24 protein-coding genes are annotated in these 25191 nt (G+C 65.3%); 12 read left to right on the top strand and 12 right to left on the bottom strand.

Annotated features, from left to right (window positions below; all coding sequences use genetic code 11):
* Positions 1 to 219 precede the first annotated feature (219 nt).
* Together DOD19_RS22310 and DOD19_RS22305 are read left to right on the top strand one after the other, a co-directional pair.
* Complete coding sequence (locus DOD19_RS22310; protein ID WP_112188170.1) at positions 220 to 1611, top strand: cytochrome-c peroxidase; 1392 nt, start codon at positions 220 to 222, stop codon at positions 1609 to 1611.
* Positions 1612 to 1734: 123 nt separating this feature from the next.
* Entirely contained in the window at positions 1735 to 3315 is a 1581-nt protein-coding gene (locus DOD19_RS22305; RefSeq protein ID WP_024978614.1) for a TerC family protein, read from the top strand.
* Here DOD19_RS22305 and DOD19_RS22300 read toward each other — a convergent pair.
* On the bottom strand, positions 3312 to 4220 hold the full coding sequence (locus DOD19_RS22300) for a DMT family transporter (protein ID WP_112188168.1): 909 nt from the start codon (positions 4218 to 4220) through the stop codon (positions 3312 to 3314). The genes DOD19_RS22305 and DOD19_RS22300 overlap by 4 nt on opposite strands.
* A 97-nt stretch (positions 4221 to 4317) precedes the next feature.
* The gene (locus tag DOD19_RS22295; RefSeq protein WP_112188254.1) at positions 4318 to 5097 is read right to left on the bottom strand and encodes an AraC family transcriptional regulator; all 780 of its coding nucleotides are present in this window, start codon (positions 5095 to 5097) and stop codon (positions 4318 to 4320) included.
* Positions 5098 to 5359: 262 nt separating this feature from the next.
* Here DOD19_RS22295 and DOD19_RS22290 point away from each other — a divergent pair, with 262 nt between their 5' ends.
* The 3 genes from DOD19_RS22290 (at position 5360) to DOD19_RS22280 (ending at position 8216) form a co-directional block, all read left to right on the top strand.
* Positions 5360 to 6913 (top strand): ATP-binding protein, encoded by a 1554-nt coding sequence (locus DOD19_RS22290; protein ID WP_112188166.1) that lies wholly within the window; start codon positions 5360 to 5362, stop codon positions 6911 to 6913.
* A complete protein-coding gene (locus tag DOD19_RS22285) occupies positions 6897 to 7556 on the top strand; it encodes a response regulator (RefSeq protein WP_024978618.1) in 660 nt (219 codons plus the stop codon). Before DOD19_RS22290 ends, DOD19_RS22285 begins: the two co-directional genes overlap by 17 nt.
* 105 nt (positions 7557 to 7661) lie before the next feature.
* Positions 7662 to 8216: a Spy/CpxP family protein refolding chaperone gene (locus DOD19_RS22280; protein WP_024978619.1), complete on the top strand. Its 555-nt coding sequence runs from the start codon at positions 7662 to 7664 to the stop codon at positions 8214 to 8216.
* Positions 8217 to 8282: 66 nt separating this feature from the next.
* On the opposite strand, the gene DOD19_RS22275 is transcribed toward DOD19_RS22280, so the two are convergent.
* The 4 genes from DOD19_RS22275 to DOD19_RS22260 all read right to left on the bottom strand — a co-directional run bounded on the left by DOD19_RS22275 (position 8283) and on the right by DOD19_RS22260 (position 10675).
* Positions 8283 to 8723 carry a universal stress protein gene (locus tag DOD19_RS22275; RefSeq protein WP_112188252.1) on the bottom strand — a complete coding sequence of 147 codons (441 nt, stop codon included), beginning with the start codon at positions 8721 to 8723 and terminating at the stop codon, positions 8283 to 8285.
* A gap of 155 nt (positions 8724 to 8878) precedes the next feature.
* Positions 8879 to 9796 carry an AraC family transcriptional regulator gene (locus tag DOD19_RS22270; RefSeq protein WP_112188164.1) on the bottom strand — a complete coding sequence of 306 codons (918 nt, stop codon included), beginning with the start codon at positions 9794 to 9796 and terminating at the stop codon, positions 8879 to 8881.
* A 52-nt stretch (positions 9797 to 9848) separates the two neighbouring features.
* Positions 9849 to 10280, bottom strand: coding sequence for a hypothetical protein (locus DOD19_RS22265; RefSeq protein ID WP_024978622.1), 432 nt, complete (start codon positions 10278 to 10280; stop codon positions 9849 to 9851).
* Positions 10277 to 10675, bottom strand: coding sequence for a glycoprotein (locus tag DOD19_RS22260; RefSeq protein WP_112188163.1), 399 nt, complete (start codon positions 10673 to 10675; stop codon positions 10277 to 10279). The genes DOD19_RS22265 and DOD19_RS22260 overlap by 4 nt, the downstream gene beginning before the upstream one ends.
* A 712-nt stretch (positions 10676 to 11387) precedes the next feature.
* Between DOD19_RS22260 and DOD19_RS22250 the strand changes: the two genes are divergently transcribed.
* From DOD19_RS22250 to DOD19_RS22235, 4 genes are all read left to right on the top strand, one after another.
* Positions 11388 to 14138 carry an EAL domain-containing protein gene (locus DOD19_RS22250; protein ID WP_112188159.1) on the top strand — a complete coding sequence of 917 codons (2751 nt, stop codon included), beginning with the start codon at positions 11388 to 11390 and terminating at the stop codon, positions 14136 to 14138.
* A 135-nt stretch (positions 14139 to 14273) separates the two neighbouring features.
* Complete coding sequence (locus DOD19_RS22245) at positions 14274 to 14777, top strand: DUF6622 family protein (RefSeq protein WP_024978626.1); 504 nt, start codon at positions 14274 to 14276, stop codon at positions 14775 to 14777.
* 58 nt (positions 14778 to 14835) lie between these two features.
* Positions 14836 to 15648: a TOBE domain-containing protein gene (locus tag DOD19_RS22240; RefSeq protein WP_112188157.1), complete on the top strand. Its 813-nt coding sequence runs from the start codon at positions 14836 to 14838 to the stop codon at positions 15646 to 15648.
* 6 nt (positions 15649 to 15654) lie between these two features.
* Entirely contained in the window at positions 15655 to 16152 is a 498-nt protein-coding gene (locus DOD19_RS22235; protein ID WP_112188155.1) for an NAD(P)H-dependent oxidoreductase, read from the top strand.
* Here the strand turns inward: DOD19_RS22235 and DOD19_RS22230 are convergent.
* Entirely contained in the window at positions 16149 to 16892 is a 744-nt protein-coding gene (locus DOD19_RS22230) for an ATP-binding cassette domain-containing protein (protein WP_024978629.1), read from the bottom strand. The genes DOD19_RS22235 and DOD19_RS22230 overlap by 4 nt on opposite strands.
* The gene (gene modB / locus DOD19_RS22225) at positions 16889 to 17575 is read right to left on the bottom strand and encodes a molybdate ABC transporter permease subunit (RefSeq protein ID WP_024978630.1); all 687 of its coding nucleotides are present in this window, start codon (positions 17573 to 17575) and stop codon (positions 16889 to 16891) included. The genes DOD19_RS22230 and modB overlap by 4 nt, the downstream gene beginning before the upstream one ends.
* Before the next feature lie 449 nt (positions 17576 to 18024).
* Between modB and DOD19_RS22220 the strand changes: the two genes are divergently transcribed.
* Positions 18025 to 19104, top strand: a complete 1080-nt coding sequence (locus DOD19_RS22220; protein WP_162634441.1) for a LuxR family transcriptional regulator — start codon at positions 18025 to 18027, stop codon at positions 19102 to 19104.
* Positions 19105 to 19138: 34 nt separating this feature from the next.
* Here the strand turns inward: DOD19_RS22220 and DOD19_RS22215 are convergent, their stop codons facing one another.
* From DOD19_RS22215 to DOD19_RS22200, 4 genes are read right to left on the bottom strand one after another with little or no spacing between them, the layout of a single operon-like run.
* Complete coding sequence (locus DOD19_RS22215; protein ID WP_235193241.1) at positions 19139 to 19864, bottom strand: lytic transglycosylase domain-containing protein; 726 nt, start codon at positions 19862 to 19864, stop codon at positions 19139 to 19141.
* A 59-nt stretch (positions 19865 to 19923) separates the two neighbouring features.
* Complete coding sequence (gene sctR / locus DOD19_RS22210) at positions 19924 to 20583, bottom strand: type III secretion system export apparatus subunit SctR (RefSeq protein ID WP_024978633.1); 660 nt, start codon at positions 20581 to 20583, stop codon at positions 19924 to 19926.
* Positions 20584 to 20635: 52 nt separating this feature from the next.
* Positions 20636 to 21724 carry a type III secretion system cytoplasmic ring protein SctQ gene (sctQ, locus tag DOD19_RS22205; RefSeq protein WP_112188151.1) on the bottom strand — a complete coding sequence of 363 codons (1089 nt, stop codon included), beginning with the start codon at positions 21722 to 21724 and terminating at the stop codon, positions 20636 to 20638.
* Complete coding sequence (locus tag DOD19_RS22200) at positions 21721 to 22569, bottom strand: LuxR family transcriptional regulator (RefSeq protein ID WP_024978635.1); 849 nt, start codon at positions 22567 to 22569, stop codon at positions 21721 to 21723. Before DOD19_RS22200 ends, sctQ begins: the two co-directional genes overlap by 4 nt.
* Positions 22570 to 22876: 307 nt before the next feature.
* On the opposite strand from DOD19_RS22200, the gene DOD19_RS22195 reads away from it, so the two are divergent.
* A complete protein-coding gene (locus DOD19_RS22195) occupies positions 22877 to 24832 on the top strand; it encodes an FHIPEP family type III secretion protein (protein WP_051541566.1) in 1956 nt (651 codons plus the stop codon).
* Between the two features lie 42 nt (positions 24833 to 24874).
* The gene (sctS, locus tag DOD19_RS22190; protein ID WP_024978637.1) at positions 24875 to 25150 is read left to right on the top strand and encodes a type III secretion system export apparatus subunit SctS; all 276 of its coding nucleotides are present in this window, start codon (positions 24875 to 24877) and stop codon (positions 25148 to 25150) included.
* The last annotated feature ends 41 nt before the right edge of the window (positions 25151 to 25191 follow it).

Here is a 25191-nt window from a genome sequence, read left to right as displayed (position 1 = left end):
GTGTGACAAGTTGATGATGAAAACGCAGGCATGGCACCGATTTCGCTCCAGTTCAGCGTGATGAGCGTCATCAGGATGAGCAGGGGCACCACCGAACGTTTGAAGACATTTGCCACCATGGGACCTCTCCAAGGACTGACGTGACACACATTTGACGACATCAAAGTGTCATGGGAGCCATGCTAAGTTGCAAGGCTCCCAAAATTTCGCCTATCGCCAATGCGCCGCCTTCTGCCTGCTGCAACTGTTCGCGTGATCGCCGTTTCTGCGCTTGCGTTTGTCGGGCTGGCTGCTGGCTTGAGCGGGTGCGGGCGCGGCGAAGTCGCGGTGGCGCATGCAGCAACGGCGCCGGTAGTGGCGGCATCGGCGGCATCAGCACCGGCCGTCAAGGCACCAGCGACGCCCGCTTACGAAAAAGCCTTCTACACAATGATGGCGGCGCGACGCCCATCGGTTCCGGCGATGACGGCATTGGGCAAGGCGCTGTTCTTCGATCCGGCCATGTCTGCCTCGGGCAAACAGGCCTGCGCAAGCTGCCACAGCCCCACGCATGCCTATGGCCCGCCGAACGATCTGTCGGTGCAGCTTGGCGGCACGGGCATGAACAAGACCGGCGTGCGTGCCGCACCATCGCTGCGCTATCTGCAGAATGTGCCGCCGTTCTCCGAACACTTTTACGAGAGCGACGGCAACGACTCTGAAGACCAGGGCCCGACCGGCGGCTACACGTGGGATGGCCGCGTGTCGTCCACGCACGACCAGGCGCGTATTCCGCTGCTGTCGGGGCATGAGATGGCCAACGGCACGCCGGCCGGGGTCGTGGCCAAGCTGCGCAGTGGCCGCCACGCGCAGACATTCCGCCAGGTATTCGGCAACGACATCCTTGACAACGAAGACACTGCCTTCCGCGCAGCACTGATGGTGCTGGAGGTCTTCCAGGAAACGCCGTCCGAGTTCTATCCGTATGACAGCAAATACGACGCGTTTTTGCGCAAGCAGGTGAAGCTGTCTCCGCAGGAAATGCGCGGGCTGCAGGCATTCAGCGATCCGGCCAAAGGCAATTGCGCCTCGTGCCACGTGAGCGCCATCAAGCAGGACGGTGCGTTCCCGGCCTTCACCGATTTCGGGCACATTGCCGTGGGCGTTCCTCGCAACCGCACGCTGGCGGCCAATGCTGACCCGAAGTTCTTCGATCTGGGCCTGTGCGGGCCCGATCGGACCGACCTGAAGGACCGCGCCGACTATTGCGGCCGCTTCCGCACGCCCTCGTTGCGCAACGTGGCGCTGCGCAAGACGTTCTTCCACAACGGCGCCATCCATTCGCTGGAAGACGCGGTGCGCTTCTATGCCCAGCGCGATACGCAGCCGCAGAAGTGGTATCCGCGCAAGGCAGACGGCACGGTCGACAAGTTTGATGACCTGCCGCCCCAATACCGCGCCAACGTCAACATGGAGCCGCCGTTCGGCGGCAAGCCCGGCGACAAGCCCGTGCTGTCCGAGGGCGACGTGCGCGACATCGTTGCCTTCCTGAAGACGCTGACCGACGGCTACCGCCCCGTGCGCACAACGCAATCCGGCGCCCCGGGCGGCAGCCGGGTTGCACAGCGCTGAACCGCCGGCTCCAAGCCCCGCGGCCCGTTTGTTGCAACACCCAACGCGGGATTCGCGCAGGGCCGTGCGTGCGCTGCGGTTATCATCGGCGGATCGTCTTTTTGCTGTCTTCCATTTCCCGCTATGACCTGGCTTGCTGACCCGTCCATCTGGATCGGCCTGTTCACCCTGGTGGTGCTCGAGATTGTTCTCGGCATCGACAACCTCGTTTTCATCGCCATCCTGGTCAACAAGCTGCCGCCAGTGCTGCGCGACCGTGCCCGGATGATCGGGCTAGGCCTCGCCCTGCTGATGCGCATGGTGCTGCTGGCCGCTATGTCGTGGCTGATCGGGCTCACCAAGCCGCTGCTCACGCTTGGGCCGGTCGATCTGTCGGGCCGGTCAATCATCCTGCTGCTGGGCGGTTTCTTCCTGCTGTTCAAGGCCACGTCCGAGCTGCATGAGCGTCTGGACGGCGAGCCGCAGGACGAAAGCCATGGCACCGGTCACGGCAAGTTCTGGAATGTGATCGCGCAGGTGGTGATTCTCGATGCGGTGTTCTCCATCGACTCCGTCATCACCGCCGTGGGCATGGTCAACGATTTGCCGGTGATGATGACGGCCGTGGTGATTGCCATGGGCGCCATGCTGTTTGCCTCGCGCCCGCTGACGGAGTTCGTCAACGCGCATCGCACGGTGGTGGTGTTGTGCCTGAGCTTCCTGCTGATGATCGGCTTCTCGCTCGTTGCCGAGGGCCTGGGCTTTCATATTCCGAAGGGCTATCTGTATGCGGCCATCGGCTTTTCCATCCTGATCGAGTTCTTCAACCAGGTGGCCCAGCACAATACCGTGCGCTACGATCGTCGCCGCCCGTTGCGCGAGCGCACCGCCGATGCGGTGCTGAGCCTGCTGGGCGACCGCCGTGGCGCGCCGGCAGAGTCCGAATCGCACGAGGCCGCCTCGCACGACGCTGGCCAGTCCGTGCCCGAGACCGTGTTCCGCCCGGAAGAGCGCAGCATGGTCAGCGGCGTGCTGGACCTGGCCGAGCGCTCGGTGCGCTCGATCATGACGCCGCGCCACGATATTTCGTGGGTGGATCTGGATGCCGACGTGTCCATCACGCGCAAACTGTTGCTGGCTGTGCCGCATAACCAGTTTCCGGTGTGCCGCGGCGGGCTGGATGACCTGGTTGGCGTGGCGCGCGCCAAAGACCTGATGGGCGACCTCGACACGCGAGGTGCCATCGACGTGGAGCGCAGCGTCAAGCCTGCGCTCAAGGTGTCGGACAACGTCGGCATCCTGCGCCTGATGGATAAGCTCAAGCGCGCACGCGGCCGCATGATGTTGGTGACGGATTCGCTGGATGTCGTGCAGGGCGTAGTGACCCCCATCGACGTGCTCGAAGCCATTGCCGGTGAATTCCCCGATGAAGACGAACGCCCGGGCGTGGTGGAAGTCAGCGATGGCTGCTGGGAAGTGGCCGGCGAGGCTGACCTGCGCCGGCTCGAAGATGTGCTGCATGTCGACTGGCTGCTCGACGAAGGCGGCAGCGCCACGAGCCTGGGCGGCTACCTCTTCAATCAATGGGACCGCCTGCCCGAAGTGGGCGATACGCTGGTGCGCCACGACCTGCGTTTCGTGATCCTTGAAGCTGGCAGCCGCCGCATCGTGCGCGTGCGCATCGAGCGCATGGAAGATGTGACGGCACCCGAGGCGGAAGCCTAAGACGTCGTCGATATTGCTGGCCGTGGCGCACGCGCCAAGCCAAGGCTGAGCACCGCTGCCAGCACGCAAGCAATGCCACCGACCTGGCGCGTGCTGACGGCCTCGCCGAGCAGCGTTGCTGCAAATGCCATGGCTGCCACAGGCGCCAGCGCGGTAAACAACGAAGCCTCCGCACCGCTCACGCGCGCGGCCCCGGCATACCAGAGCACAAAACCACCGACGGTCGGCACGATGGCGTAATACGCCACGGCCATCAGCGCGTGCGTTGCCTGCGCCGATGCGTGCAACTGCCACGGCGCTTCCCACAGCGCGGGCAGCAGCGCAGTCAGCAAACCGAATGTGCTCATCAATGCCGACAGCGCAAGCGGTGGCACCGGCGTGCGCAGCCGCTTGTTGAGCAGGATGAAAAGCCCCTCGCACACCACTGCGCCCATCACCAGTACATTGCCCAGCAGCGGATGTGTCGCGTCGCCGCGCGGCTGCAGGGCGATGGCCAGCACGCCGGCGGTGGCCAGCGCAATCGCTCCCAGCACCGCGCGCCCGGGCCGTTCGCCCAGCAGCACGATGGCGATCAGCGCCGACATCACCGGCAGCGTGCCGATGATGACCCCCGCATCTGCCGCTGACGTGTGCCGCAGCCCCGAAATGAGCAGCGTCGTATAGCCCACGCTGCCGGCAGCTGCCTGCACGAAAAGCAGGGCCCACTCCCTGCGTGCGAGCACGGGCCAGCGCGTGCGGGTCATACGCATGATGAGCAGGAACAGCGGTAGCGCCATCGCAAAGCGCAACGCTGTCGCCGTAAATGGCGGCAAGCCCGCCGCGATGATCTTGCTGGCCGCCACGGTGCTGCCCACCAGCACCATCGCCAGGGCAAGGTAGAAACAACCTTCGAGTCGTTTGGACATATCGCATCCTGCGTGTGTGGAAGCCGCAGGATGGGCCCGCGCGATGCGCGCGTCTTGAACGAAATTGCAGCGGGGGGAGGGTGGGGGGAGGATGCGGCTAGCGCGCCGCCGCGACCATGCCCGGCGACACGCCGTACTTGCGGACGAACTGCCGCGTCATGTGGCTTTGATCGGCAAAACCGCATGCGGCTGCCACTTCCGCCAGCGGCTCGCCTTGGGCGATCAGGCGGCGCGCCAGGGCCACGCGCCGTTGTACCTGATAGGCGTGAGGCGTGAGGCCGGTCACGCGGGCAAAGCCGCGCAATACCTGGAAGCGGCTCAAACCTGTTTCCTGTGCGAGGTCGAGCAGGGAGATGGCCGCCGCCGGGTCGTCATCGATGCGGGTTCGGGCAAGCCGGATGGCGTCGGGGGCTGCGTCGCTGTGATTGTTGGCGCGGTCGTTGGCGGCGTGCAGCGCGTCTGCCAGGACAGACAGCAGCAGCTGCTCGCGCAGCAGTGCATCGCTTTGAGCGGCGGGCACCGTCATCTGCGCAAACAGCAGGCGCATGCGGGGGGCGAGGTCTGCGTCGTGGATGACAGGGCGGTCAAACTCAGCGTCGCCGTAGTGGCCGGGGTGCAGGTCCGTCGCCAACTCGGCGACCACGCCGGGGTCGAGGTAAAGCATGCGCCATGCGCGGCCGGCATCGCCGATGGGTGTGCCATCGTGCACTTCAAACGGATTGACCGTGATGACGTCGCCTGCGCCGGCTTCTACCGTGCCGCGTCCGCTGAAGGATCTCTGCGCCCCGCGATCAACGATGCCGATGCCGAACTGGCCATGCGTGTGGCGCGGGAAGGTGTGGCCGGAATCTGCGGCGACGGCTTCCACGCCGCGCATGGCGCAGCGATGCATCGAAAACGCGAGGTTGGCCGGCCGGCTGGGCAAGGGCGGTTCCTTGTGAGGGGATACGCGAATCCATGGGTGTGCAGCGTGGCAGCAGCATACGCTTTCTTCGCATTTCGCTCATTTTTTGCGCACAGGCGGTTGGTATGCTGGGGCCTTTCTGCGGCAGCGCGCCCGGTAAGATGAGGCCGTGCCTGCTGCCGGGCAGCGCGGGAACCGCTTCCGCTAGTGGTGCCCGGCAGCCCCTGACTGATCCATGCGCCCGTCTTTCGGTATTACCTCCAAGCTGTTCGTTGCGTTGTTCATGCTGAGCATCGTTGTTGCGCTCGCCATGGGCGCGGCGGTGCGCTGGCGCTTTGACGCCAACTTTCTCGACTACGTGAACGCGCGCGAATCCGAGCGCATGGCCGCGCTCGCGCAGGGTGTGGAGGCCGCCTACACGCAGCACGGCAACTGGGATTTCCTGCGCAACGATCGCACGGCGTGGTTCCGCCTGCTGCGCCGCGAAGGCGCCCGGGCCCGAGCCAATGGCATGGGCGGCGACCGCTTCGACCTGCCACCAGGTCATCGCTTCGATACACTCCCGCCCGGCCCGGACCGCGGCATCGACAGAGACATGCCGCCGCCCGGCCCGCCTCCGGCAGGGAGCATGCCGCCGCACCCGCCCAGCGAGCCGCCGATCCCGCACTCGCCGATCTGGCTGCTTGATGCGCAGCGCAACGTCATCATTGGCGACGGGCCGCCCCTCGGGCCGAACGCACGATGGCAGGAACTGCGCCACAACGGCCAGACCGTCGGCTGGCTGGCCATGCCGCCGCGCGTGCGTGTGCCCGAAGGCGCCGACCAGGCATTCCAAGCGCAGCAGTTGCGCGCCACATGGATCATCGCGGGGCTGTCGGTTCTGCTGGCGGCGCTGGTGGCGGTGCTGCTCGCACGCGGCCTGCTGGCCCCGATGCGCCGGCTGACGGATGCCGCACGCCGCATGGCCGACGGCGACTACGCCACCCGTGTCGACGTGCATTCGCGCGATGAACTTGGCGGGCTCGCGGCGGATTTCAACCACCTTGCCGCGTCGCTGGAGGCCAACCAGAAGATGCGGCGTCAGCTCACGGCGGACATCTCGCACGAACTGCGCACGCCACTGGCCGTGCTGCGCGGTGAACTGGAAGCACTGGAAGACGGCGTGCGCCCGCTGACGGCCACCTCGCTCGCGTCATTGCAGGCGGAGGTGTCGACGCTCAGCAAGCTCATCGACGACTTGTACGAACTCTCGCTGGCCGATGTGGGCGCGCTCGCTTTCCACATGGAGCCGCTGGATTTGGCCGATACCGTGTGCAGTGCCGTGCAGGGCTTTACGCCGCGCCTGATGGAAAAGAGCATCGCGTTGCAACTGGACATGCCGGAGGCGCCGTCGCAGGAAACGATGGTCAAGGGCGACGCGCAGCGTCTGCGGCAGGTCATGCAGAACCTGCTGGAGAACACGCTGCGCTATACCGATGCCGGCGGCACGCTGCGTGTGCATGTGCATCAGGACGGTGACTGGCAGCAGATCGACGTGCAGGACAGCGCGCCGGGTGTGCCCGAGGCGATGCTGCCGCGCATCTTCGATCGCCTGTTCCGCGTTGATGCCTCACGCAGCCGGGCGCAGGGCGGGGCTGGCCTGGGCCTGAGCCTGTGCCAGACCATCATCGCCGCACACGGCGGCACCATTGAAGCCAGACATTCGCCGCTGGGCGGGCTGTGGATCGCCATTCGCCTGCCTATTCTTGATGTGCTTGATCCGCTAGCCGACCATGATTCTGATCATTGAAGACGAACCCAAGCTGGCCGCATTGATGACCGACTATCTGCGCGCCGCTCACTACGAGACCGAGTGGCTGGCCGATGGCACGCATGCAGCGCAGCGCATTCGTGAGACCGCGCCCGAACTCGTGCTGCTCGACCTGATGCTGCCCGGCAAGGACGGCCTGGAGATCTGCCGCGAGGTGCGCGCGTTCAGCGAGGTGCCCATCGTCATGGTGACGGCGCGCGTGGAAGAAATCGACCGCTTGCTCGGCCTTGAGCTTGGCGCTGACGACTACGTTTGCAAGCCATTCAGCCCGCGCGAACTGGTGGCGCGCATCAAGACCATCCTGCGCCGCGTACAGCGCGGTGGCGGCATGCCGGAGAGCGCCTTGCAGATCGACGGCGCCGCCTATGCCGCCACGCTGCGCGGCCAGCGCCTGGACCTCACGCCGGTGGAATTTCGTCTGCTCGCTGCGCTGGCGGGCGCACCGGGGCGCATTCTGTCGCGCTCGAACCTGCTCGAGCAGATCTATGACGACCACCGCATCGTGACCGACCGCACGGTCGATACCCACATCAAGAACCTGCGCCGCAAGATGGAACAGGTGAGCCCGGGCACCGAGATGATCCATTCCGTCTATGGCGTGGGTTACAGGCTCGACGCCTGAGGTTCAAGAAAACTCCTCTGTTTGCCCACCTTTCGTGCAGGGCCGATGGCTACAGTGAACGTATGGCCGGCGTGTTCGGCCGACGATCTCATGAGGAGCCTCAACATGACCGCTGTGACTTCCCGCGTGGCCGGTATTGCCGCCGGACTTTTGCTTTCGTGCGCCGCGTTGGCCCAGACCGCCGGCCCCGGCGCCGTTCCGCTCTCGCCCATGCCACCCATGTCACCACATGGTCCGGGCATGATGGAGCGTGGGCCAGGCATGGGCCCTGGCGGCCCACGCGGCATGGGCCCGCATCATGGCGGGGCGCCCTTTCTGCGTGGCCTGAAACTGAGCGAAGAGCAGCGCGACAAGATCTTCGCCATCGAATATGCACAGATGCCCGAAGCGCGAGAGCAGCGCAAGGCCATCGAGCATGCGCGCCGCGATCTGCATCAGATGGTGGCTTCGGGTCAGTATGACGAAGCGCGTGCGCGCAGCCTGACTGAATCGCTGGGCCGCGCCGTTGCCCGCGAAGCGCAACTGCGCGCGCAGGCCGGCGCCAAGATCATGCAGGTGCTCACGCCCGAACAGCGCAAGCAGGTGGGCGAGCGTGAAGCCCAGCGCGTGGCGGAACTCGAGTCCGGCGAAGGCGGGCCGGAACCGGTGCCGATGATGTAATTCAGGACTCGCCCAAAGATAGGGAATCGGTTCTCTGTCCGCAGCGGACGGCCCGTGAACGGATTCCTAGCGGTAGACCACCACCGGTACGTGCGCGTAGGTCAACACCTTGCGCGTCTCGTTGCCGATCAACAGTCGCCCCATCAGGCTGCGGTGCCCGTGCGATGCCATGAAGATGACGTCGCACGCGTGCCGCTTTGCCGCATCAAGGATGCCCAGATAGGGCTCGGCAAACTGCGATACATCGCTGTCGAACTGCACGCCTTCTTCCCGGGCGCGCTCTGCAATGCGGTCGATGCAGTCCTTCGCGTAGCCCTGCACCGTTTCCATGTAGTGCGCATGCGGACACTCGCCCACGCCGGCCGAATAGGCCATGTTGGGGAATTCTTCAATGCATGTGTAGGCGGTGAGGCGGCACCCGGTGGCGCGCGCCAGCTTGAGCGCGCCGTCGATGGCCTTGCGGCACTGCTCGGAGCCGTCGGTCGGCAGGAGGATATGGGTAAACATGGCGGTCTCCATGGGGAACCCATCTCCACGTTACTGCGCCCACCGATGCGCCTCTATCGTGGAAAACGCTAGTCCAGCGCAGCTTTTCGGCTGAGTTGGACGACCAGACGATCGCAATGCACGGTCGTTCGCATATTGACGTGGCAGATTGCGGCCTAGCCCCGTTGCCACGCCTGCCGATAGCGTGACGGCGACGCGCCAAGCTGCAGCGCGAATCGCCGGCTGAAATGGCTGGCGCTGGCAAAGCCGCAGCGCTCCGCAATCGTCGCCAGCGCAAGGGTGGTTGTGCGCAGCAGCGTCTGCGCGCGCGCCATGCGCTGCTGCATCACCCACTCATGCGGCGCCGCGCCGAAAGACGCCCGAAACATCCGCGCGAAATGGAATTCCGACAGGTTCGCTTCTGCCGCCAGTTGTCCGAGTGACAGGGGCAGATGCAGCTCGGCATCGATGCGCGCGGCAATGCGCCGGCACACGTGCGGCGCCAGTCCGCCGCGTACGGCCAGCGCCCGCGTGCGGCCCTGGGTCTGCACGAGATACGACAGCGTGTCATTGGCCAGCGCGTTGGCGCGCATGCGATCGTCCAGGTCGGTCCAATCGAGCTGGGCGATGTTCGCGCAAGCTTGTGCGAGATGAGCGTCTTCGATGAAGGTGCGGTCGTGCAGCGTGAACAAGCGGGGCTCTGCGTCGAGCAGACGTACGGCGTGTCCGGCCAGCGCGTCGGGCGGGAAATACAGATGAACGAAACGCATCGGCTGCTCGATCACCCAGCTCGACTGGTGTTCGGCCGGCAGCATGCACACGCGCCCCGGTGCGCCGAACAGGTGCGGCAGATCTTGCCGGTGCGTCGTGTAGCCGCCTTGCAGATAGACCGACAGCGTGTGGTGCTCGGGCTGGATGTAGCGCGCCTCGTCGTGCTCGTTGCGCCAGATGGCGGCGGTCACGCCGTCGCCCAGATTCGTCACGCGCTCGAGTGATGCGCGCGAGCCGCGCGCAAGCGTGCCGAAGACGCTCGCGTCTGCGGTTACGCGAGGGTCGGCAGGTTGAGACGAAGGAGGCGTGGGGGCGGGGCGCACGCGTCGATGTTACCAACGATGGCACCGCGACGCGACGCAAAGAGTCCGGGCGCTATCCGCTGCAGAGCTGGCGCGCCACCTCGCCCGCCAGCCCGACGCCGTCCACGCGTTGCCAGCCCGCATCGTTGGCGATCTGTCTTTCGCTGACGGTCAGCGCGCCTTGATACAGCTTGGCTTGCGAGACCGAGAACTGCCGGCTGCGGCAATCGACGGTGTACAGAAAATCGGCCATGTCGCCGCGGAAGGCGCCGAACATCCGTTGCAGCGAACGCATGCCCGCGCGGTTCGACGCTTCTACGCGCACCCACGCGCTGACCGGGCCGCTGGGCATGCGCTGGATGCTGCCGACGTCGAGCGAGGCGTGACTGTCCGGTTGGTCGGGCAGCGGGATCCAGCGCTCAGCACCGGCCACCGGCATGGACAGCGCTGCCAGCGCCGCCAGCATGCCGGTCACGGCACGGTGTGTGACGCCGAAGGATGTCATCGGGGCTTGCCACCCGGTACGGGAATGGCAATCGAGTCGGAATGGCTGCAGGCCATCATCACGCCTGCCTTGTCGACGTCGATCATCACGGTGCCCGGCTTGTCGGCCGTGCTGGGCGTGGCCGCGAGGCTGCCCGACAGGCGCTGCATGATCGCCTGGCAGGTCGGGGCCGTGGAGGCAACGGTCGTGGCTTTGGCTGTCTTGGCGGCCGGAATTGGGGCGGGTGCCGCAGCAGCAACGGGTGGACGACTGGGGGCAGGGGCTGCCGCGGCCGCGGGCGGCGTAGAAGCGTGCGCACGCGGCAACGCAACAAGTACGGCCAGCACGCTCACGGTAATCAGCAACCGCGTCGTGCGCCGTGAAAGCGATCGATTGGGGGGAGACAGAGACGGCATGACAGTCCAGGCACAGGCATCCAAATTGCGCCTGCTACGTCACGGGACAGGCGCGCTCTTTCGACCAGTAACGGCACGCCGCGCCCGAACTTGACGCGGCAATCTGCCTCATGGGTCACTCAAGCGTGATTTTGCCTGCGCAAAATACGTCATGTGAACGACATAATCGTGCAGGCTGGAACATTCTCATCAATGTAGCGACCAATCAATATGCCGGGGAGATTTTTTCGACGTCGTCGGCATCGTGAAACGAACCGCACGTAAGGTTCGCACATGCAGGCGATGTAAGCAGACGGGACAAGCAGCAACGGGGTTCGTGCAGTGCCAAAACAAATGGGTCGGCGGGAATGAAAATGCGATGGAATATCCGGTCTTTTCCGCCCTTTGTTTTTCCAAGGGGGCCACTATGATTCACAACATGGCGATGCGATGCAACTTTGCGTCGTTTGCCTCATGGGTCGGTTCTCCTCTCTGGAACAGATCGACACGGTCCAGAGATTTCAACCCGCGCCTCGTCAACTGAGCGCGGGTTTTTTCTTGGGTCATGTCAACGTCGGGTGGCCTCCACACGCCCCTCAGGGCGATCGCACGCAGCACCCTTCAGTTTTTCACCGGCGCGCCGTTGTGGTTAGGGGCGAGACACCTGTAGTCTCCCTCTCGCTTTCCCATTGCCACTGCTGTTGCTGTTATCGCTCAAGCCATCGCATTGCCCATGACCCAGTTTCTTCCGGCTCAGGCCGGAGCCTCTCCTGCAGACGTTGCGCTGGGCCCCCAGGCCGCGCAACGTCCGGTAGCGGCCATGGTCGGGGCGATGACTGATGTGCGTGGTACCGATTTCGATGCGCTGTCACGGCTGTCGTCCGACGCGGTATTGCTGACCGTGGACGGGCGCCTCGTGCGAGCCAACCCGGCCGCCGCCCGCTTGCTGGGCGCGCAGGATCCAGCGCAACTGGCGGGCCTGCAACTCGCCGGCCTGATTCATCCCGATGACGTTGCCCAGGCGGTTCCGCGCCTGGCAGGCATGTTGAGCAGCGGGGTCTCTGCCCAGCCGGTCGAACACCGTCTGGTGCGCGCCGACTACACACACGTGCTGGTTGCCAGCGAAGCCGCTGCGTGCGAGCACGAGGGCCAGCCCGCCGTCATGATTGTGCTGCGTGAAGCCGTGTCGCGCCATGCGTTGGAGCGCCACGCCGTACAGGCTCGCGCTGAAGCGCTGCATGCGCGCCGTCTGCTCGCTTCGGAGAACGCCGTGCTTGCGCAACTTGCCTCCAATGCGACGCTGTCGAGTGTGCTGCGCCACCTGTGTCTGTATGTCGAGCAGGTTTATCCGAATGCCATGTCGGCGCTGCTGTTGCTGGACGCCGGCTCCCAGACCTTGCGTGTGGCCGCTGCGCCCACGCTTCCAGCGACCTATGTCGCCACACTGGAAGACACGCCTGTCGGCCCCGATGCCGGCGCATGCGGCTGCGCGGTGTATCTGGGCGACGCTGTCTTCATCGACAACATTGCGACCGACCCGCGCTGGCAACACGAGCGCACGGCGGCATTGGCTGCGGGTTTTGCTTCTGCATGGGCGTTGCCGATCCGCTCGTCTCGCGGGGACAAGCTTGGCGTGCTCGCGCTGTTCTATCGACAACCGTGCATGCCCGTGGAAGAAGAGCAGCATTTCCTCGACGACGTCACGCACCTGGCAGGCGTTGCCATTCAGAAGGACACCGTCGAACGCGGCCTGGCCGAAAGCGAAGAGCGCTATCGCCTGGCGATCTCGAATTTGCATGAAGGCGTCGTCATCATGTCGCCGGACGGCGTGGTGCAGGCCGCCAACGCCAGCGCCGAGCGCATCCTGCGCGTGCGCCCCGGGCAGCTCGTGGGGCGTAACCGGCTCGACCCGATTCAACGCGTTGTGGATGAAGACGGCAAGGAAGTCGGTTCGACCATGATGCCGTCCGCGTTGGTGCTGCGCACCGGCGAACCCATCTTCGGCCGCGTGTACGGGCTGTTGCTCAAAACGGGCGAGTTGATGTGGGTGCGGCAGAACATCATTCCCATCCGCCGCCATGCCGAGCCGGCACCCAGCAGCGTGATGCTGTCGTTTGCCGATATCACCGATATCAAGCGCGCCGAGCAGCGCTTGCGCCATCTGGCCGCGCACGACGCGCTCACGGGCCTGACCAACCGCAGCTTCTTCATCGCGCACCTGGAAGGCGCCATTGAGAGCGCGCGCGACGAGAGCCGCGAGTTGGCGCTCTTCTTCCTCGATCTCGACCGCTTCAAAAGCGTGAACGACACTGCCGGCCATGCCTGCGGCGACACGCTGCTGCAAAGCGCCGCGGCGCGCCTGACCGATTGCATCGGCCCCGGCGACGTAATCGCCCGCCTGGGCGGTGACGAATTCGTCATCCTGATCGACCAGCGTGTTGAGGGAAAGCGCATCGCACTGCTGGCTGAACGTTTGCTTCAGGCCATGCGCGAGCCCTTCGATACCGTCAACGGACGTTACTACCTGGGTGTGTCGATTGGTGTGGCGCTGTATCCGCATGACGGCATCTCGGGTTCCGACCTGCTGCGTTCTGCCGACGCCGCCATGTACCGCGCCAAGCAGAACGGTCGCAACCGTGCGCAGTTCTACACGGCTGAACTCAACGCCCGGCTGCAACGCCGCTACATGCTGGAAAACGCGCTGCGCGATGCGCGCGAGAACAACGAACTGCAGCTCGTCTATCAACCCAAGTACGACCTGGCCAGCCATCGCATCGTCGGTGCCGAGGCACTGCTGCGCTGGAACAGCGCCAAGCTTGGGGCGATCTCGCCGGTGGAGTTCATCCCGGTGGCGGAAGAGACCGGTCTGATCGTGCCGATTGGCGCATGGGTCTTGCGCCGCGCCTGCGAGCAGGCCGTGATCTGGTACGAAGCGCTGGGCTATGACTTCCGCATGGCGGTCAACCTGTCGGCGCGCCAGTTCCAGGCCGGCGACGTGGTCCCGATGATCGAACAGACGCTGGCCGACAGCGGCCTGCCGCCCACCGCGCTTGAAGTCGAAATTACCGAAAGCCTGCTGATGGGCGGTGCGGATGAGGTCCGCCCGATGTTCGATGCGCTCACCGCGCAGGGCATCAGGATCTCGATCGACGATTTCGGTACCGGGTATTCATCGCTGTCGTATCTGCAGCGCTTCCCGATCAGCAACGTGAAGATCGACCGCTCGTTCATCACCGGCATTCCGGGCGATCCGGATTCCGTGGCGTTGACGGAGGCCATCGTCGCCATGGCGCGCGCCCTGGGCATGACCGTCACCGCCGAAGGTGTGGAAGACGCCGATCAGGTGGAGTTCCTCGCCAAGGCGGGCTGCCAGGAAATCCAGGGCTACTACATCGGCAAGCCTGTCACGGCCGAAGGTTTCGACCGTTTGCTGCGGGCGCACCTGTCCGTGGTAGATGCCGGCGTACGCGCCGCGCTGGGCTGACGGCGCGGCTGACTGCGGGGCTGACTGAGCGGCTGACTGAGCCATTCACACCGGCGTTTCTGCCGTTCGTCGCAATCCGCTCCCGCGTGCGGGGGCCGGCACCTAAGCTGGCGTCATTCCAACAGGGAGACCGCCATGCTCGAATCGATCGCCTCCATCGTGTCGCATACGCCCACCTGGGTGTTCGTGGTGTTTGCCGTGCTGATCGCCATTGGGGTGCGTCAGATGCAGCCCCGCATCGTGTCGCGCCGCCGCCTGATCGTTCTGCCGTTGGTGGTCGCTGCGTACTCGCTCTACGGCGTGTCGATGGCAAGCCATGGCAGCGCGCTTGCGCTCACGATGTGGCTGGTGGCCGTTCTGATGGCATTCCTGCTGACATACATGTCGCCGCCCAACGGCGCCGTGTCTGAAACGGCCCGCACCGTACGCGTGCCCGGAAGCTGGGTGCCGATGGTGGTGATCGTGGGCCTGTTCGCTGCCCGCTATGCCTACAACGTGATGCTAGCGATGCACCCGGAGGTCTCGCACTCTGCCAGCTTCATGGCGATGTTCAGCGCGCTGTTCGGCTTCCTGGGCGGGCTGCTGCTCTCGCGCTCGGTGCTGCTGCATGTGCGTACGCCGCGCCTGGCGGCGGCTTGAGCCGACGAATCAGCGTTAACATCCTGCATGTTGCAATCTCCATCCAAGACGAGACGACATGCTGGAACTCGACGGCACCATCTGGCTGCGCGCCGGTGAAGACAACTGGGGCGGGCGCGGCCGGATCGAACTGCTGGCTGCCATCGGGCAGACCGGCTCCATCACTGCAGGCGCCAAAACCGTGGGTCTTTCCTACAAGGCCGCGTGGGACGCCATCGACACCATGAACAACCTAGCCGGCGAGCCGCTGGTGGTGCGCACCACGGGCGGCAAGGGCGGCGGTGGCAGTGTGTTGACGCCGCGCGCGCAACGGCTGATCGAAAGCTTCCGCGTGCTGGAAGCCGAGCACCGTCGCTTTGTCGAACGCCTGGATGCCGCCGCGCAGGCTGCCAGCGAAGACGTCAACCTGCTGCGCCGCCTGATGCTGCGCACGAGCGCGCGCAACACCCTGTTCGGCACGGTGGAATCGGTGGCGTCGGGCGCCGTCAATGATGTGGTGACGCTGCGCCTGCCGGGCGGCCAGGCTGTTGCCGCCACCATCACCCAGGAAAGCACGCGCATGCTGGGGCTGGCGCCGGGTGTGCAGGCCGTCGCGCTCATCAAGGCGCCTGCCGTGATGCTGATGCGCGGCGCCGGCGAATGGCGCGTCTCGGCAGAAAATCAGTTGCCGTGCGTGGTCACGGAAATCCGCGATGGCGCGGTGCAGGCCGAAGTGCGCCTGCGCCTGCTCGATGCGAACGCCGCGTCGGCGGGCGAAACCGTGCTGGTGGCCATGCTCTCGCGCACCGCTGTGGAAACACTGGCACTGGCCGAAGGTGTGGAAGCCGTGGCTGTCTTTGAAGCGTCGAGCGTGATCCTGGGATTGGCCTAAGCCCCCATGACGCCCAAAACCCTGCTGATCGTCTACCACTCGATGACGGGTGGCGCGCGCCAGATGGCCGAGGCCGCTCAGGCGGGCGCCGCAGAAGAGGGCGGCATTGCGGTGCGGTTGCGGCACGCGGCGCAGGCCGGCCCCGACGATGTGCTGGCGGCGGACGGCTATCTCTTCGCGACACCGGAAAACCTCGCCGCCATCAGCGGGCAGCTCAAAGACTTTTTCGACCGCTGCTATTACCCGGTGCTCGACCGTATCAACGGCCGTCCATACGCGTGCCTGATCTGTGCAGGCAGCGATGGCCAGAACGCGGTGCGCCAGATTGAACGCATTGCCACCGGCTGGCGGCTCAAGCCCGTGGCCGAGCCGATCATCGTCTGCACGCATGCGCAAACGCCCGAGGCCATCCTGGCTCCCAAGCGCATCGGGGCAGACGATCTGGAGCGCTGCCGCACCCTCGGGCAGGCCATGGCAACCGGGCTCGCGTTAGGCGTTTTCTAGCGGTTCACCACAGCCGTCAGATGCGGATACGGCGACAGCGGTGCCGCATCGGGCGCGCGCACCGCATCGGCCACGACGCGGCCATCGCGCAGCTCGAATACGTGGTCTCCGAATATCTCCACATCGGCCGGGTCGTGCGTGATCATCAGCATCGGCACCCGCAGCCGCGCTTGCAGGGCAGACAGCTCGGAACGCATGCGCGTGCGCAGCGCCGGGTCCAGTGCGGCAAAGGGCTCGTCGAGCAGCAGCATGGACGGCTCGGCGATCAGCGCGCGGGCCAGCGCCACACGCTGGCGCTGCCCGCCGGAAATCTGCGTCGGGTAATTGGCGGCGACGGCGCCCAACTCGAACGTGTCGATCCACTGCTGCACGCGAGGGTCGTGTGTGCGGCGTGGCGGGTTGAACCACCCGCGCTTGAGCCCGAACGCAATGTTCTGCGTCACCGTCAGGTGGTTGAAGAGCGCGTAGTCCTGGAATAGGTAGCCGACGCGGCGTTCTTGCGCGCTGAGGTTGATGCCGTCGGCGTGATCGAACAGCGTGCGCCCGTTCAGCACGATGCGGCCGCGCTCGGGCGTCATGAGGCCGGCAATGGCGCGCAGCGTGAGGCTCTTGCCCGCGCCCGACGGCCCGTACAGCACCACGCGCCGGCTGTCCGAGCGTACGGCAATGTCCAGCGAGAACACACGCGCCGCGCTGGTGAGCGTTTTCTGCACGACGAGATCGATCATGCCGCCGCTCATGCCAGTTGCTCCTGAAGGTTCGGCGCGCGCCCTTGCAGCAGCCGGCTGGCAACCACCAGCACCACGATGCAGGTGAGTGAGGTGATCAGCACTAGCGTATTGGCCGTGGCGTCGTCGCCGGCCTGCACGGCTTCGTAGATGGCCACGGAAAGCGTCTGCGTGCGGCCCGGCAGGTTGCCGGCAATCATGAGCGTGGCACCAAATTCGCCCAATGCACGCGCAAAGGCCAGCAGCACGCCGGCTGCAATGCCGCGTGCGGCCAGCGGCAGCGTGACGCGAAAGAACACGGCAGCCTCCGGCAGGCCCAGCACGCGCGCCGCATTTTCCAGTTGGTGATCCACGCCTTCAAAGGCGGCGCGTGCGGATTTCATGACCAGAGGAAACGCCACCACCGTGGAGGCAATCACCGCGCCCTGCCACGTAAAGACGAGCTGGATCCCGATGCTGTCGAGCCACCCACCGATTGGGCCGCGCCGGCCCAGCAGCACCAGCAGGTAATAGCCGAGCACCGTGGGCGGCAGCACCAGGGGCAGCGTCAGGATTGAGTCGATGACGTCGCGCAGGCGGTTGCGCGTGCGCGCGAGTGCGTAAGCCGCGCCCACGCCCAGCACGAGGTTCAGGACGGTCGCCCAGCCGGCCACCTTGAGTGAAAGCAGCAGAGGCGTCCAGATGGAAGCGGACATGCGGATACGTTGCGAAGGTGCGGTTGGCTGGCCGGATGATTCCCGCAAACCACGAGGTGACGCGTTGGGCGCCGGCGACAGATTGGGTTAATTATTCGCAATATAGGGTTGGATATAACGCGCGGTCAATCCTGACACAGTGATGTCCGGCATGCCGCAAGGGGCATGGATGCGCCGTCCTGCGACCGCTGTCAGCGGCGTCCTCCGCTGCATTGCAACATAAGCCACGTCGATGGTGGGGCACTAAAAAGTTTTGTTGGACAACCTTGCCGTCAGCTTGCAACAATGCGCCAAAACGTAGGCCGGACGTCGCTTTTCACGATCCATGCCCAGCGGTGCTCAGGGTCGCCGCACAGCAAATGTCATCCCCCGGGGGGGAAACAGTCTTGGCTATGGCCGGAAGCATTCCGGCGGCCAAGCAGTGTTTCCAACATGACCGGAGGACGGCAATGGCCGCCGCACATCGCTCAGATGGTTTGCAGGCAGTACGTTTCCCCCGCGCCGAAGACGTGGCGCTGCTGATGGACATGCGCACCGCGCTCAAGGGGGCGGACGCGCAGTCCGGCGTTTCCACCTGCGCAAGCGCTTCCGTCCAGCTCGACCTGGATGCGCTGTCCGCGAAGGCGGACACTGCACCGCTACCCGGGCACGCCGATTCCCTGGCCGCACGCACTGCTGCAGACGATGCCGCCAATGGCGATCGCTTCTTCGTGCCGCTGCCGCCGGGCACGGACGTTGTTCCCGTGGACGAGCACGCGCTGCTGTTCGAGCCCGCGCCCGCACAGCCGGGTCGCCTGCGCCTGGCTGCCGAACTACAGGCCGCACGCGGGGTGGCCGAGCGCGCACGCATTGTGTCCGGGCTGATGGGGCTGATGGGCTTTTCATCCCTCACCTACGCGCTGACCGAGCCCCACGAAAACGCGCCGCCTACGGTGGCCATGCTCAAGAACTACGTGACGCCGCGGTTCCTGCAGCGCTATTGCGACGAGCGCCTTTTCACCGTCGACCCGCGCCTGCCGGCGGTGTTTGCCACGGGCATGCCGCTGGTGTGGGATCTGGCATCGCTGGCGCGCGGCCAGGCGCGCATGGAACCGGCGATGCGCACGCTGCTGCAGACGATGGACGAACACGGCCTGCGCAGCGGCGTGATGTTCAGCCTGGGCGCCGGCAAGGGCATGAGCCAAGCGATTGTCAGCCTCAGTTCACCGCATGCAGGGCGGGAGTGGATCAGCGACAGCGTGCTTGGCCAGTCGATCCTCTTTGGCATGGCGCTGCATCAGGTCTGGCGGGCGCCACTGCAAACGTTCACGCGCAACACGCGCGTATCTGGTGAAGAGGTACCGCTCACCGTCATGCAAAGCCGTGTGCTGACGTGCCTGGCCGCCGGCATGAGCGACAAGGAAATTGCCATCAAGCTGCACACCACGGCACACAACGTTGATTACCACCTGCGCCTGATTCGCCGCCGCTACGGCGCGACCAACCGCGCGCAGTTGGCCTACATTGCGGGTCGCCTGAGCCTGATCTGACCGGGATGGACGATGTGCAAGCTGCCGGCGGCATTCAGCGGGGCAGCGCCACGCAGCGCAGGCACGATGTGCCGTCGGCGCGATTGCACGCAACGATCATCACCTGCCGGCCGGTCTGGCCCGTGCACGCGCTACCGGTCAGCACCCGTGGTTGTGCAGAGGTCGAGGCCGGGCGTGGTGCTCTTGGGCCCGGCGTACCGCCGCCGGCGGGCACGACAGGAATCGGCTCGATCCGCCCAGGGGCGGCGGCGTCGGGCACGATGGCCGGCACGTCGCCAGCGTTGGCGACAACCTTCTGCACATAGCCATGGCGGAAGCCGGTTTCGAAATTGCCGCTGTAGTAGCAAGACAGCGCCGCGCGCAACGCCTGTTGCTGATCTCCATAGCGAGGCAGTGAGCGCGCAAAGCACTCGGCGAGGATGGTGCCGCCTGCACGCAGGTTGCGGCAGGCGTCGAAGGCGGTTTCCAGTGTCTCGCCAAAGCGCGCGAGGTTGTAGCGGTTGACCTGCCCAAGCCCGACGCTGAAGTTGTAGCCCTGGCGTTCCAGCGAACGCGCGGTTGCCACGGCTTCTTCCAGCGTGGCAGGTTGGCGCACCAGCCTGCCGCCCACCACGCCGATCGCATAGGGGTTGTAGGCAGACTCCGTGCGCACCAGCGCTTCTAGCGTGAGGCGGTCAACGCGCGGTGCACACGTGGCGGCCAGCGTGGCGAAAGCGCGCGCATCAATGCGTGGTCCCGCCACGGCAGACGTGGCTGCCATGCAGGCGCCAAAAGTCATGGCGGCAACGATGAAAGCACTCGCACGCATGGTCGCCACCTCTATCGATAAGACAGCACGAGCCCGTGCACCAGCACCGACCAGCCATCGAGCATCACGAACAGCAGCAGCTTGAACGGCACGGAGATGGTGGTCGGCGCGATCATCTGCATGCCCAACGCCAGCAACAGGTTGGCCACTATCAGGTCGACCACCACGAAGATGATGTAGAGCACAAAGCCCACCTGGAACGCCTTGATCAGCTCGGTGAGGGTGAAGCTCGGTACGAGGACTGTCAGATCGTCGTTCTTGAGGCCGGCGGCGCGCTCCTTGGGCCAGATGCTCGTGGCGGATTTGACGAAGAAGTTGCGCTCTGATTCCAGGGTATGGGTCTGCAGGAATTTCTTCACCGGCGGCTGCGCGGCATCGAGGATGGCGATCACGTCATCCACACTCATCTGGCTGCTCAGGTTGAAGTTGCGCCCGCGCAGGTTGTCGACCATGTCCATGCCGACTGGCGCCATGATGAACACCGTCAGGATCAGCGCGATGCCGTTGAGCACAATGTTGGGCGGCACCTGCTGAATGCCCAGTGCCGAGCGCAGCAGGCCAAACACCACCACCAGCTTGGTGTAGCTCGTGACCATGAGTGCGGCAAAGGGCGCGATGCCCAGCGCCGCCACCACGGCAATCATCGCTACGGGATTGGGCAGGTTTCCCATGAGGCGTGTCGAGTGTGTCGATGCGTTGTTCTTGTTGAGGGAAGGGCGGGCGTTATGCCTGCCCGGGTGCCGCCTGACCGATGAAGCGCGACACGCGCACACCGAGCCGGTTGCCGACTGCAATCAAATGGCCTTCGCCCACCGGCATGCCATTGGCCAGGATGCGGATGACAGCCTGATTGAGCGGCTGCGCCAGCTCCATGACCGTGCCGGGCCGCAACGCACGCAGTTCGGCCAATGACAGCCGCCGCTCTTCCAGCTCGAAAGTGGTGACCAGTTCGATGTCGTCCAGGCTGTCGGTGGGGAGCGGGTGCGCTGTGGGCTCCGTGCCGGATGCAGCGGTGTAGGGGGCTGGGTTCTCGGTTGCCATCGGTTTTTCCTCCACGTTTTCCACGACGATGCGGGAGCCTTGCACTTGCCCGAACACCCGCAGGTGCAGCCGCCCCCGCACGCGGGCCACGCAGCGCAGCGCATTGCCCGCAGGCAGCCATTTTTCGATGCGCACGATGTCGCCCAGCGCAATGCTGGCAAAGTCGCGGCGCGACAGAAAGGTGGCGCCCAGTTCGAAGCGCAGCGGCACCTGTGTGCCCATGAACGCGGCCAGCGGAATGGGCTCCGCGGCCAGCTCCGGCGGGCACAGTTCGGGCAGAACCTGTGGCGCGTCGAACAGCAGCCCGGCCCGTGCCAGCCACGGCGCGGCACCGTCCTCTGCCGGATCGGCATCGCGGCGGCTGATCATCATTTGCAGGACGTCCGGTCGATCCAACCGGATGTCGGGCGGCGCGGTCTCAGGTAGCCACGCCAGCGCGCGTCCGCTGCGTTGTTCGGTGGCCCGTGTGAGTGGCGCCAGGGCGTCGGCCAGCACGGCGCAGCGCAGGGCTTGCGGCACGTGCGCATCTGCGGCGTCGGCCAGCCACGCATGCTCGGCGGCGGCATCGAGCAGCAGCCAGCCCGGCGCATCGCCCAGCGTGAATCGATAGGCCTGTGCCGCGGCCTGCACGGCGTGGGCTTCGCAACGCGCTTCGTAGGGTGTGTTCCCTACGGAAAACGGTAGTGCCGCGCGCGCCAGGTAAAGGCGCGACAGCGTACGCGCCAATGTCTGGTCCACAGCCGAGAGCATGCGAGCGTCGAGCGTATTCATGTCATGAACATGCGCCCGGCCATATAGGCGAGCTGCACGCGGTTCTGTGCACCGTATTTCTTCTTGAGCTGACGCAGGTGATAGTCGACGTTGTGCGGCGACATGTTGAGCTGCTCGGCAATCGCCTTGTCCGACAACCCGCTGGTGATGAACTCCAGAATCTGCCGTTGCACCTGCGTGAGCGCACGCGCGTGCGTGTCTTCATGCAACGGCTTGGCGTGCTGCATGAGGAATTCGTGCAGGCCGAGCCCCACGGCATAGGCTTGGCCGACCACGTTGTCGGCAATCCAGCCCTTGGCGTTGTTGCCCGATCCAAAACAGATGACGCTGTGCTCCAGGCTGCGGGGGCTCACGACACCGAAGCTGATACCGCTGCGCAGGCCGTAGCGTTCGGCGTCCTGCAACAGGCGGTGCAGGCGATCTGCATCTGCCGGAGCGGTGAGTGTTGCGCCCAGGTCGGCCAGATCCCACACGAGGGGCCATTCGTAGCGCAGCGCGAAGGCCAACCGCGGGTCGACTTCAAAGTAACGCTCGTCGACGTAGCGCTTGGGCCAGTTGGGCGGGGAATACGCGCGGAAGTACAGCACGCGCGTAATCGATTCCCCAATGCGGGTCAGCCGGTAGTAGCAGAGCCAGTCGAAACCGATGCTGCGCAAGACGGCGCGCAACAGCAATTGCCGTTCCTGCGCACCGTGCGCGGCCCGCAGATCCTGCGCGGTTTCAGAGAAGGACTCGGCGCGCGCCATCGCACCCAGGCGGATCGATTCCGCATCGACCACGATGTGTTCTTCGCCAAACAGGATCGGCGCGCGGACATCGCCGGCACCCACATTCGAAGCAGTCAACCGTGGCCTCTCGCGTGGCAAGTGAATGCACTCACTGTAGTGGCGCGCACACGCCGCGATGAACTACCGAAAAGCGTAGTCGACCCCGAAACTTCGTCAGAGATTGGCCGCGCGACTACGAGTTTCAGCGTTGAGCGCAGAGGCCCCCCACCTCTACACTTTTCGCAAGGGAAGGGGGGGCTGAACAGCGTCCGCCTTCTACGGACATTCGTGGGCCCTGGGCCCAATCGGCCCCAAACAGGCCCAAAGGCGCTCCATGGCAAAGCCTCGGAATCTTGCTGCAGCGTTGAACGTTCCGCTCACCGGCATGCGCTGGGCGCGGCTGGTGAACTACGACATCGCGATTGCCGTGTTTGTGGTGGCGGTGGTTGCGCTCTTTGTGCTGCCATTGCCGACCGTCGTGTTGGACGGCCTCATCTCGCTCAATTTGGCGGCCAGCATCGTGTTGCTGTGCGTGTCGATCTATCTGCCGTCGGCGCTTGCGTTCTCGTCATTTCCGGCGGTGCTGCTGTTTACGACGCTGTTCCGGCTGTCGCTGAACATCGCCTCGTGCAAGCTGATCCTGCTGCAGGCCAACGCGGGCCACGTGATCGACACGTTCGGCAAGCTGGTGGTCGGCAACAACTTTGTAGTGGGCGGCGTGGTGTTCCTGGTGATCGCGGTGGTGCAGTTCATCGTGATCGCCAAGGGCTCGGAGCGCGTGGCGGAGGTGGGTGCGCGGTTTTCGCTGGATGCAATGCCCGGCAAGCAGATGAGCATCGACGCGGATCTACGTGCCGGCATCATCACGTCTGACGAAGCCAAGCGCCGCCGCGAAGCGCTGGAGCAGGAATCGCAGCTGCACGGCGCGATGGACGGCGCGATGAAGTTCGTCAAGGGCGACGCCATTGCCGGCATCATCATCGCGGTCATCAACATCCTGGCCGGCATTGCCGTGGGTGCGCTCATGCACGGCATGTCGATTGGCGATGCGCTGCACCGTTACGCGATCCTGACGGTGGGCGACGGCATGGCCTCGCAGATTCCGTCGCTGCTGGTGTCGATTGCCGCAGGCATCGTCACCACCCGTGTGGCGACGCGTGACCGCGAGGCCCGCCACCTCGGCCAGCAGATCGGCGCGCAGATCACCGCCCACCCGCGCGGCATGCTGATGGCCAGCGGCGTGCTGCTGGCGTTCCTGCTGGTGCCGGGGTTTCCCAAGTGGTCGTTCCTGCTGTTGGCGATCGGCACCGCTTCGGCTGCGTTCCTCCGCATGCGCCAGCGCCGGCAGGCCCCGCCACTCGATCTGCTTGTGCTCGGCCCCGACGCACGGCGGTTGACCGAGCCCGAAGCAGGCTCGCCCGCAGAAGGCATTGCGGCACCCATTGCGGTGCGCCTGTCGGAAGACCTGCGTGGCGAGATCGAACTCGTTGCTTTGCAGACCCGCCTGGCCGAAGCCAAGTCACGCGTGCAGCGCAGGCTCGGTGCGGTGTTCCCGCGTGTGCAACTGAACTGGGATGCGGCGTTGCCGCCTCACGGTTACGCGCTGCTCGTGCAGGACGTGCTGGCCGCCGAAGGCACGCTGCCGGAGCGCGATGCGATTCCAGACAGTGCCGTGCCTGCAGAAGACCGCCTGGCCGCCGAAGTCGAAACGCTCATCGAGCGCAACGCCGCGTCGCTCATCGGCATTCAGGAAACACAGAACCTCATCCAGATCATGCGCCGCGAACACGGCGAACTGGTGGCCGAACTCACTCGCCTGGTGCCCCCGCAGCGCATTACCGAAGTGCTGCGCCGGCTGGTGCAGGAGGGCGTGTCGATCCGCAACCTTCGGGCCATTTTCGAGAGCCTGATCACGTGGTCGCCCAAGGAGCCTGAAGACGTGATCGGCCTCGTGGAACTGGTGCGCGTGGATTTGCACCGCCAGATCACCGAGCAGTTCTGCGGCACCAGCCGCGTGCTCGATGTGGTGCTGTTCGAGCAGTCCTTGCAGGAACGCATCGAGCAGGCCGTCGTGCACACCAAGCAGGGCAGCGTGTTGAGCCTCACGCGTGAGGCCAAGCAGGCGATTACCGACCAGGTGGTGAAGATCCTGGGCGGCACACGCCCGCTGGAGAAAGACCGACATGGTCGCCCGCTGGCGGTGATGGTGTCGCTCAATTGCCGGCGCTACGTCAAGACGATGTTGCAGCCGGTGTTTGGCGATCTGCCGGTGCTGTCGTACCAGGAGATCGACGAAGCCATCGAGCTCAACACCGTGGGCTGGGTGACCAACCCCGCCTGAACACAGAACGCATAGAACGCACAAGGAGACAGGCCCATGAACATGAGCGCCACCATTCTCGAAGCCACACGCCAGGGCTTGCTTCTGGTGCTGCTGGTCTCGTTGCCGGTGGTGGCCGTAGCGACGGTATCGGCGTTGCTGATTGCCATCGCGCAGGCAGTGACGCAGATCCAGGATCAGAGCATCGGCCTGTCGGTGCGGCTGATTGCGGTGATGGTGACCATCGTGGTGCTGGCGGGGTGGGGTGGACGCGAAGTGCTGCGTTTTGCCCGCATGGCACTCGATCAGGTGTTTTACGGCGGTGTGGCGCCTTTCTAGCGGGGGGATCGCGAGATGGCGCCGAACAAACAACAACATAA

Origin of the sequence: Ralstonia sp. GX3-BWBA (genome assembly GCF_003290055.1) — a bacterium.
Taxonomy (GTDB): Bacteria; Pseudomonadota; Gammaproteobacteria; order Burkholderiales; family Burkholderiaceae; genus Ralstonia; species Ralstonia holmesii.
Note: the sequence above shows the minus strand (reverse complement) of the source record. Positions and strands in the feature narration are given on the sequence as shown.

What these genes read in the sequence shown, in the direction of transcription:
- DOD19_RS22310 (WP_112188170.1), top strand. Translation starts at nt 220, where the DNA reads ATGCGCCGCCTTCTGCCTGCTGCAACTGTTCGCGTGATCGCCGTTTCT.
- DOD19_RS22305 (WP_024978614.1), top strand. Translation starts at nt 1,735, where the DNA reads ATGACCTGGCTTGCTGACCCGTCCATCTGGATCGGCCTGTTCACCCTG.
- DOD19_RS22300 (WP_112188168.1), bottom strand. Translation starts at nt 4,220, where the DNA reads ATGTCCAAACGACTCGAAGGTTGTTTCTACCTTGCCCTGGCGATGGTG.
- DOD19_RS22295 (WP_112188254.1), bottom strand. Translation starts at nt 5,097, where the DNA reads ATGCGCGGCGTGGAAGCCGTCGCCGCAGATTCCGGCCACACCTTCCCG.
- DOD19_RS22290 (WP_112188166.1), top strand. Translation starts at nt 5,360, where the DNA reads ATGCGCCCGTCTTTCGGTATTACCTCCAAGCTGTTCGTTGCGTTGTTC.
- DOD19_RS22285 (WP_024978618.1), top strand. Translation starts at nt 6,897, where the DNA reads ATGATTCTGATCATTGAAGACGAACCCAAGCTGGCCGCATTGATGACC.
- DOD19_RS22280 (WP_024978619.1), top strand. Translation starts at nt 7,662, where the DNA reads ATGACCGCTGTGACTTCCCGCGTGGCCGGTATTGCCGCCGGACTTTTG.
- DOD19_RS22275 (WP_112188252.1), bottom strand. Translation starts at nt 8,723, where the DNA reads ATGTTTACCCATATCCTCCTGCCGACCGACGGCTCCGAGCAGTGCCGC.
- DOD19_RS22265 (WP_024978622.1), bottom strand. Translation starts at nt 10,280, where the DNA reads ATGACATCCTTCGGCGTCACACACCGTGCCGTGACCGGCATGCTGGCG.
- DOD19_RS22260 (WP_112188163.1), bottom strand. Translation starts at nt 10,675, where the DNA reads ATGCCGTCTCTGTCTCCCCCCAATCGATCGCTTTCACGGCGCACGACG.
- DOD19_RS22250 (WP_112188159.1), top strand. Translation starts at nt 11,388, where the DNA reads ATGACCCAGTTTCTTCCGGCTCAGGCCGGAGCCTCTCCTGCAGACGTT.
- DOD19_RS22245 (WP_024978626.1), top strand. Translation starts at nt 14,274, where the DNA reads ATGCTCGAATCGATCGCCTCCATCGTGTCGCATACGCCCACCTGGGTG.
- DOD19_RS22240 (WP_112188157.1), top strand. Translation starts at nt 14,836, where the DNA reads ATGCTGGAACTCGACGGCACCATCTGGCTGCGCGCCGGTGAAGACAAC.
- DOD19_RS22235 (WP_112188155.1), top strand. Translation starts at nt 15,655, where the DNA reads ATGACGCCCAAAACCCTGCTGATCGTCTACCACTCGATGACGGGTGGC.
- DOD19_RS22230 (WP_024978629.1), bottom strand. Translation starts at nt 16,892, where the DNA reads ATGAGCGGCGGCATGATCGATCTCGTCGTGCAGAAAACGCTCACCAGC.
- modB (WP_024978630.1), bottom strand. Translation starts at nt 17,575, where the DNA reads ATGTCCGCTTCCATCTGGACGCCTCTGCTGCTTTCACTCAAGGTGGCC.
- DOD19_RS22220 (WP_162634441.1), top strand. Translation starts at nt 18,025, where the DNA reads ATGGCCGCCGCACATCGCTCAGATGGTTTGCAGGCAGTACGTTTCCCC.
- DOD19_RS22215 (WP_235193241.1), bottom strand. Translation starts at nt 19,864, where the DNA reads ATGGCAGCCACGTCTGCCGTGGCGGGACCACGCATTGATGCGCGCGCT.
- sctR (WP_024978633.1), bottom strand. Translation starts at nt 20,583, where the DNA reads ATGGGAAACCTGCCCAATCCCGTAGCGATGATTGCCGTGGTGGCGGCG.
- sctQ (WP_112188151.1), bottom strand. Translation starts at nt 21,724, where the DNA reads ATGAATACGCTCGACGCTCGCATGCTCTCGGCTGTGGACCAGACATTG.
- DOD19_RS22195 (WP_051541566.1), top strand. Translation starts at nt 22,877, where the DNA reads ATGCGCTGGGCGCGGCTGGTGAACTACGACATCGCGATTGCCGTGTTT.
- sctS (WP_024978637.1), top strand. Translation starts at nt 24,875, where the DNA reads ATGAGCGCCACCATTCTCGAAGCCACACGCCAGGGCTTGCTTCTGGTG.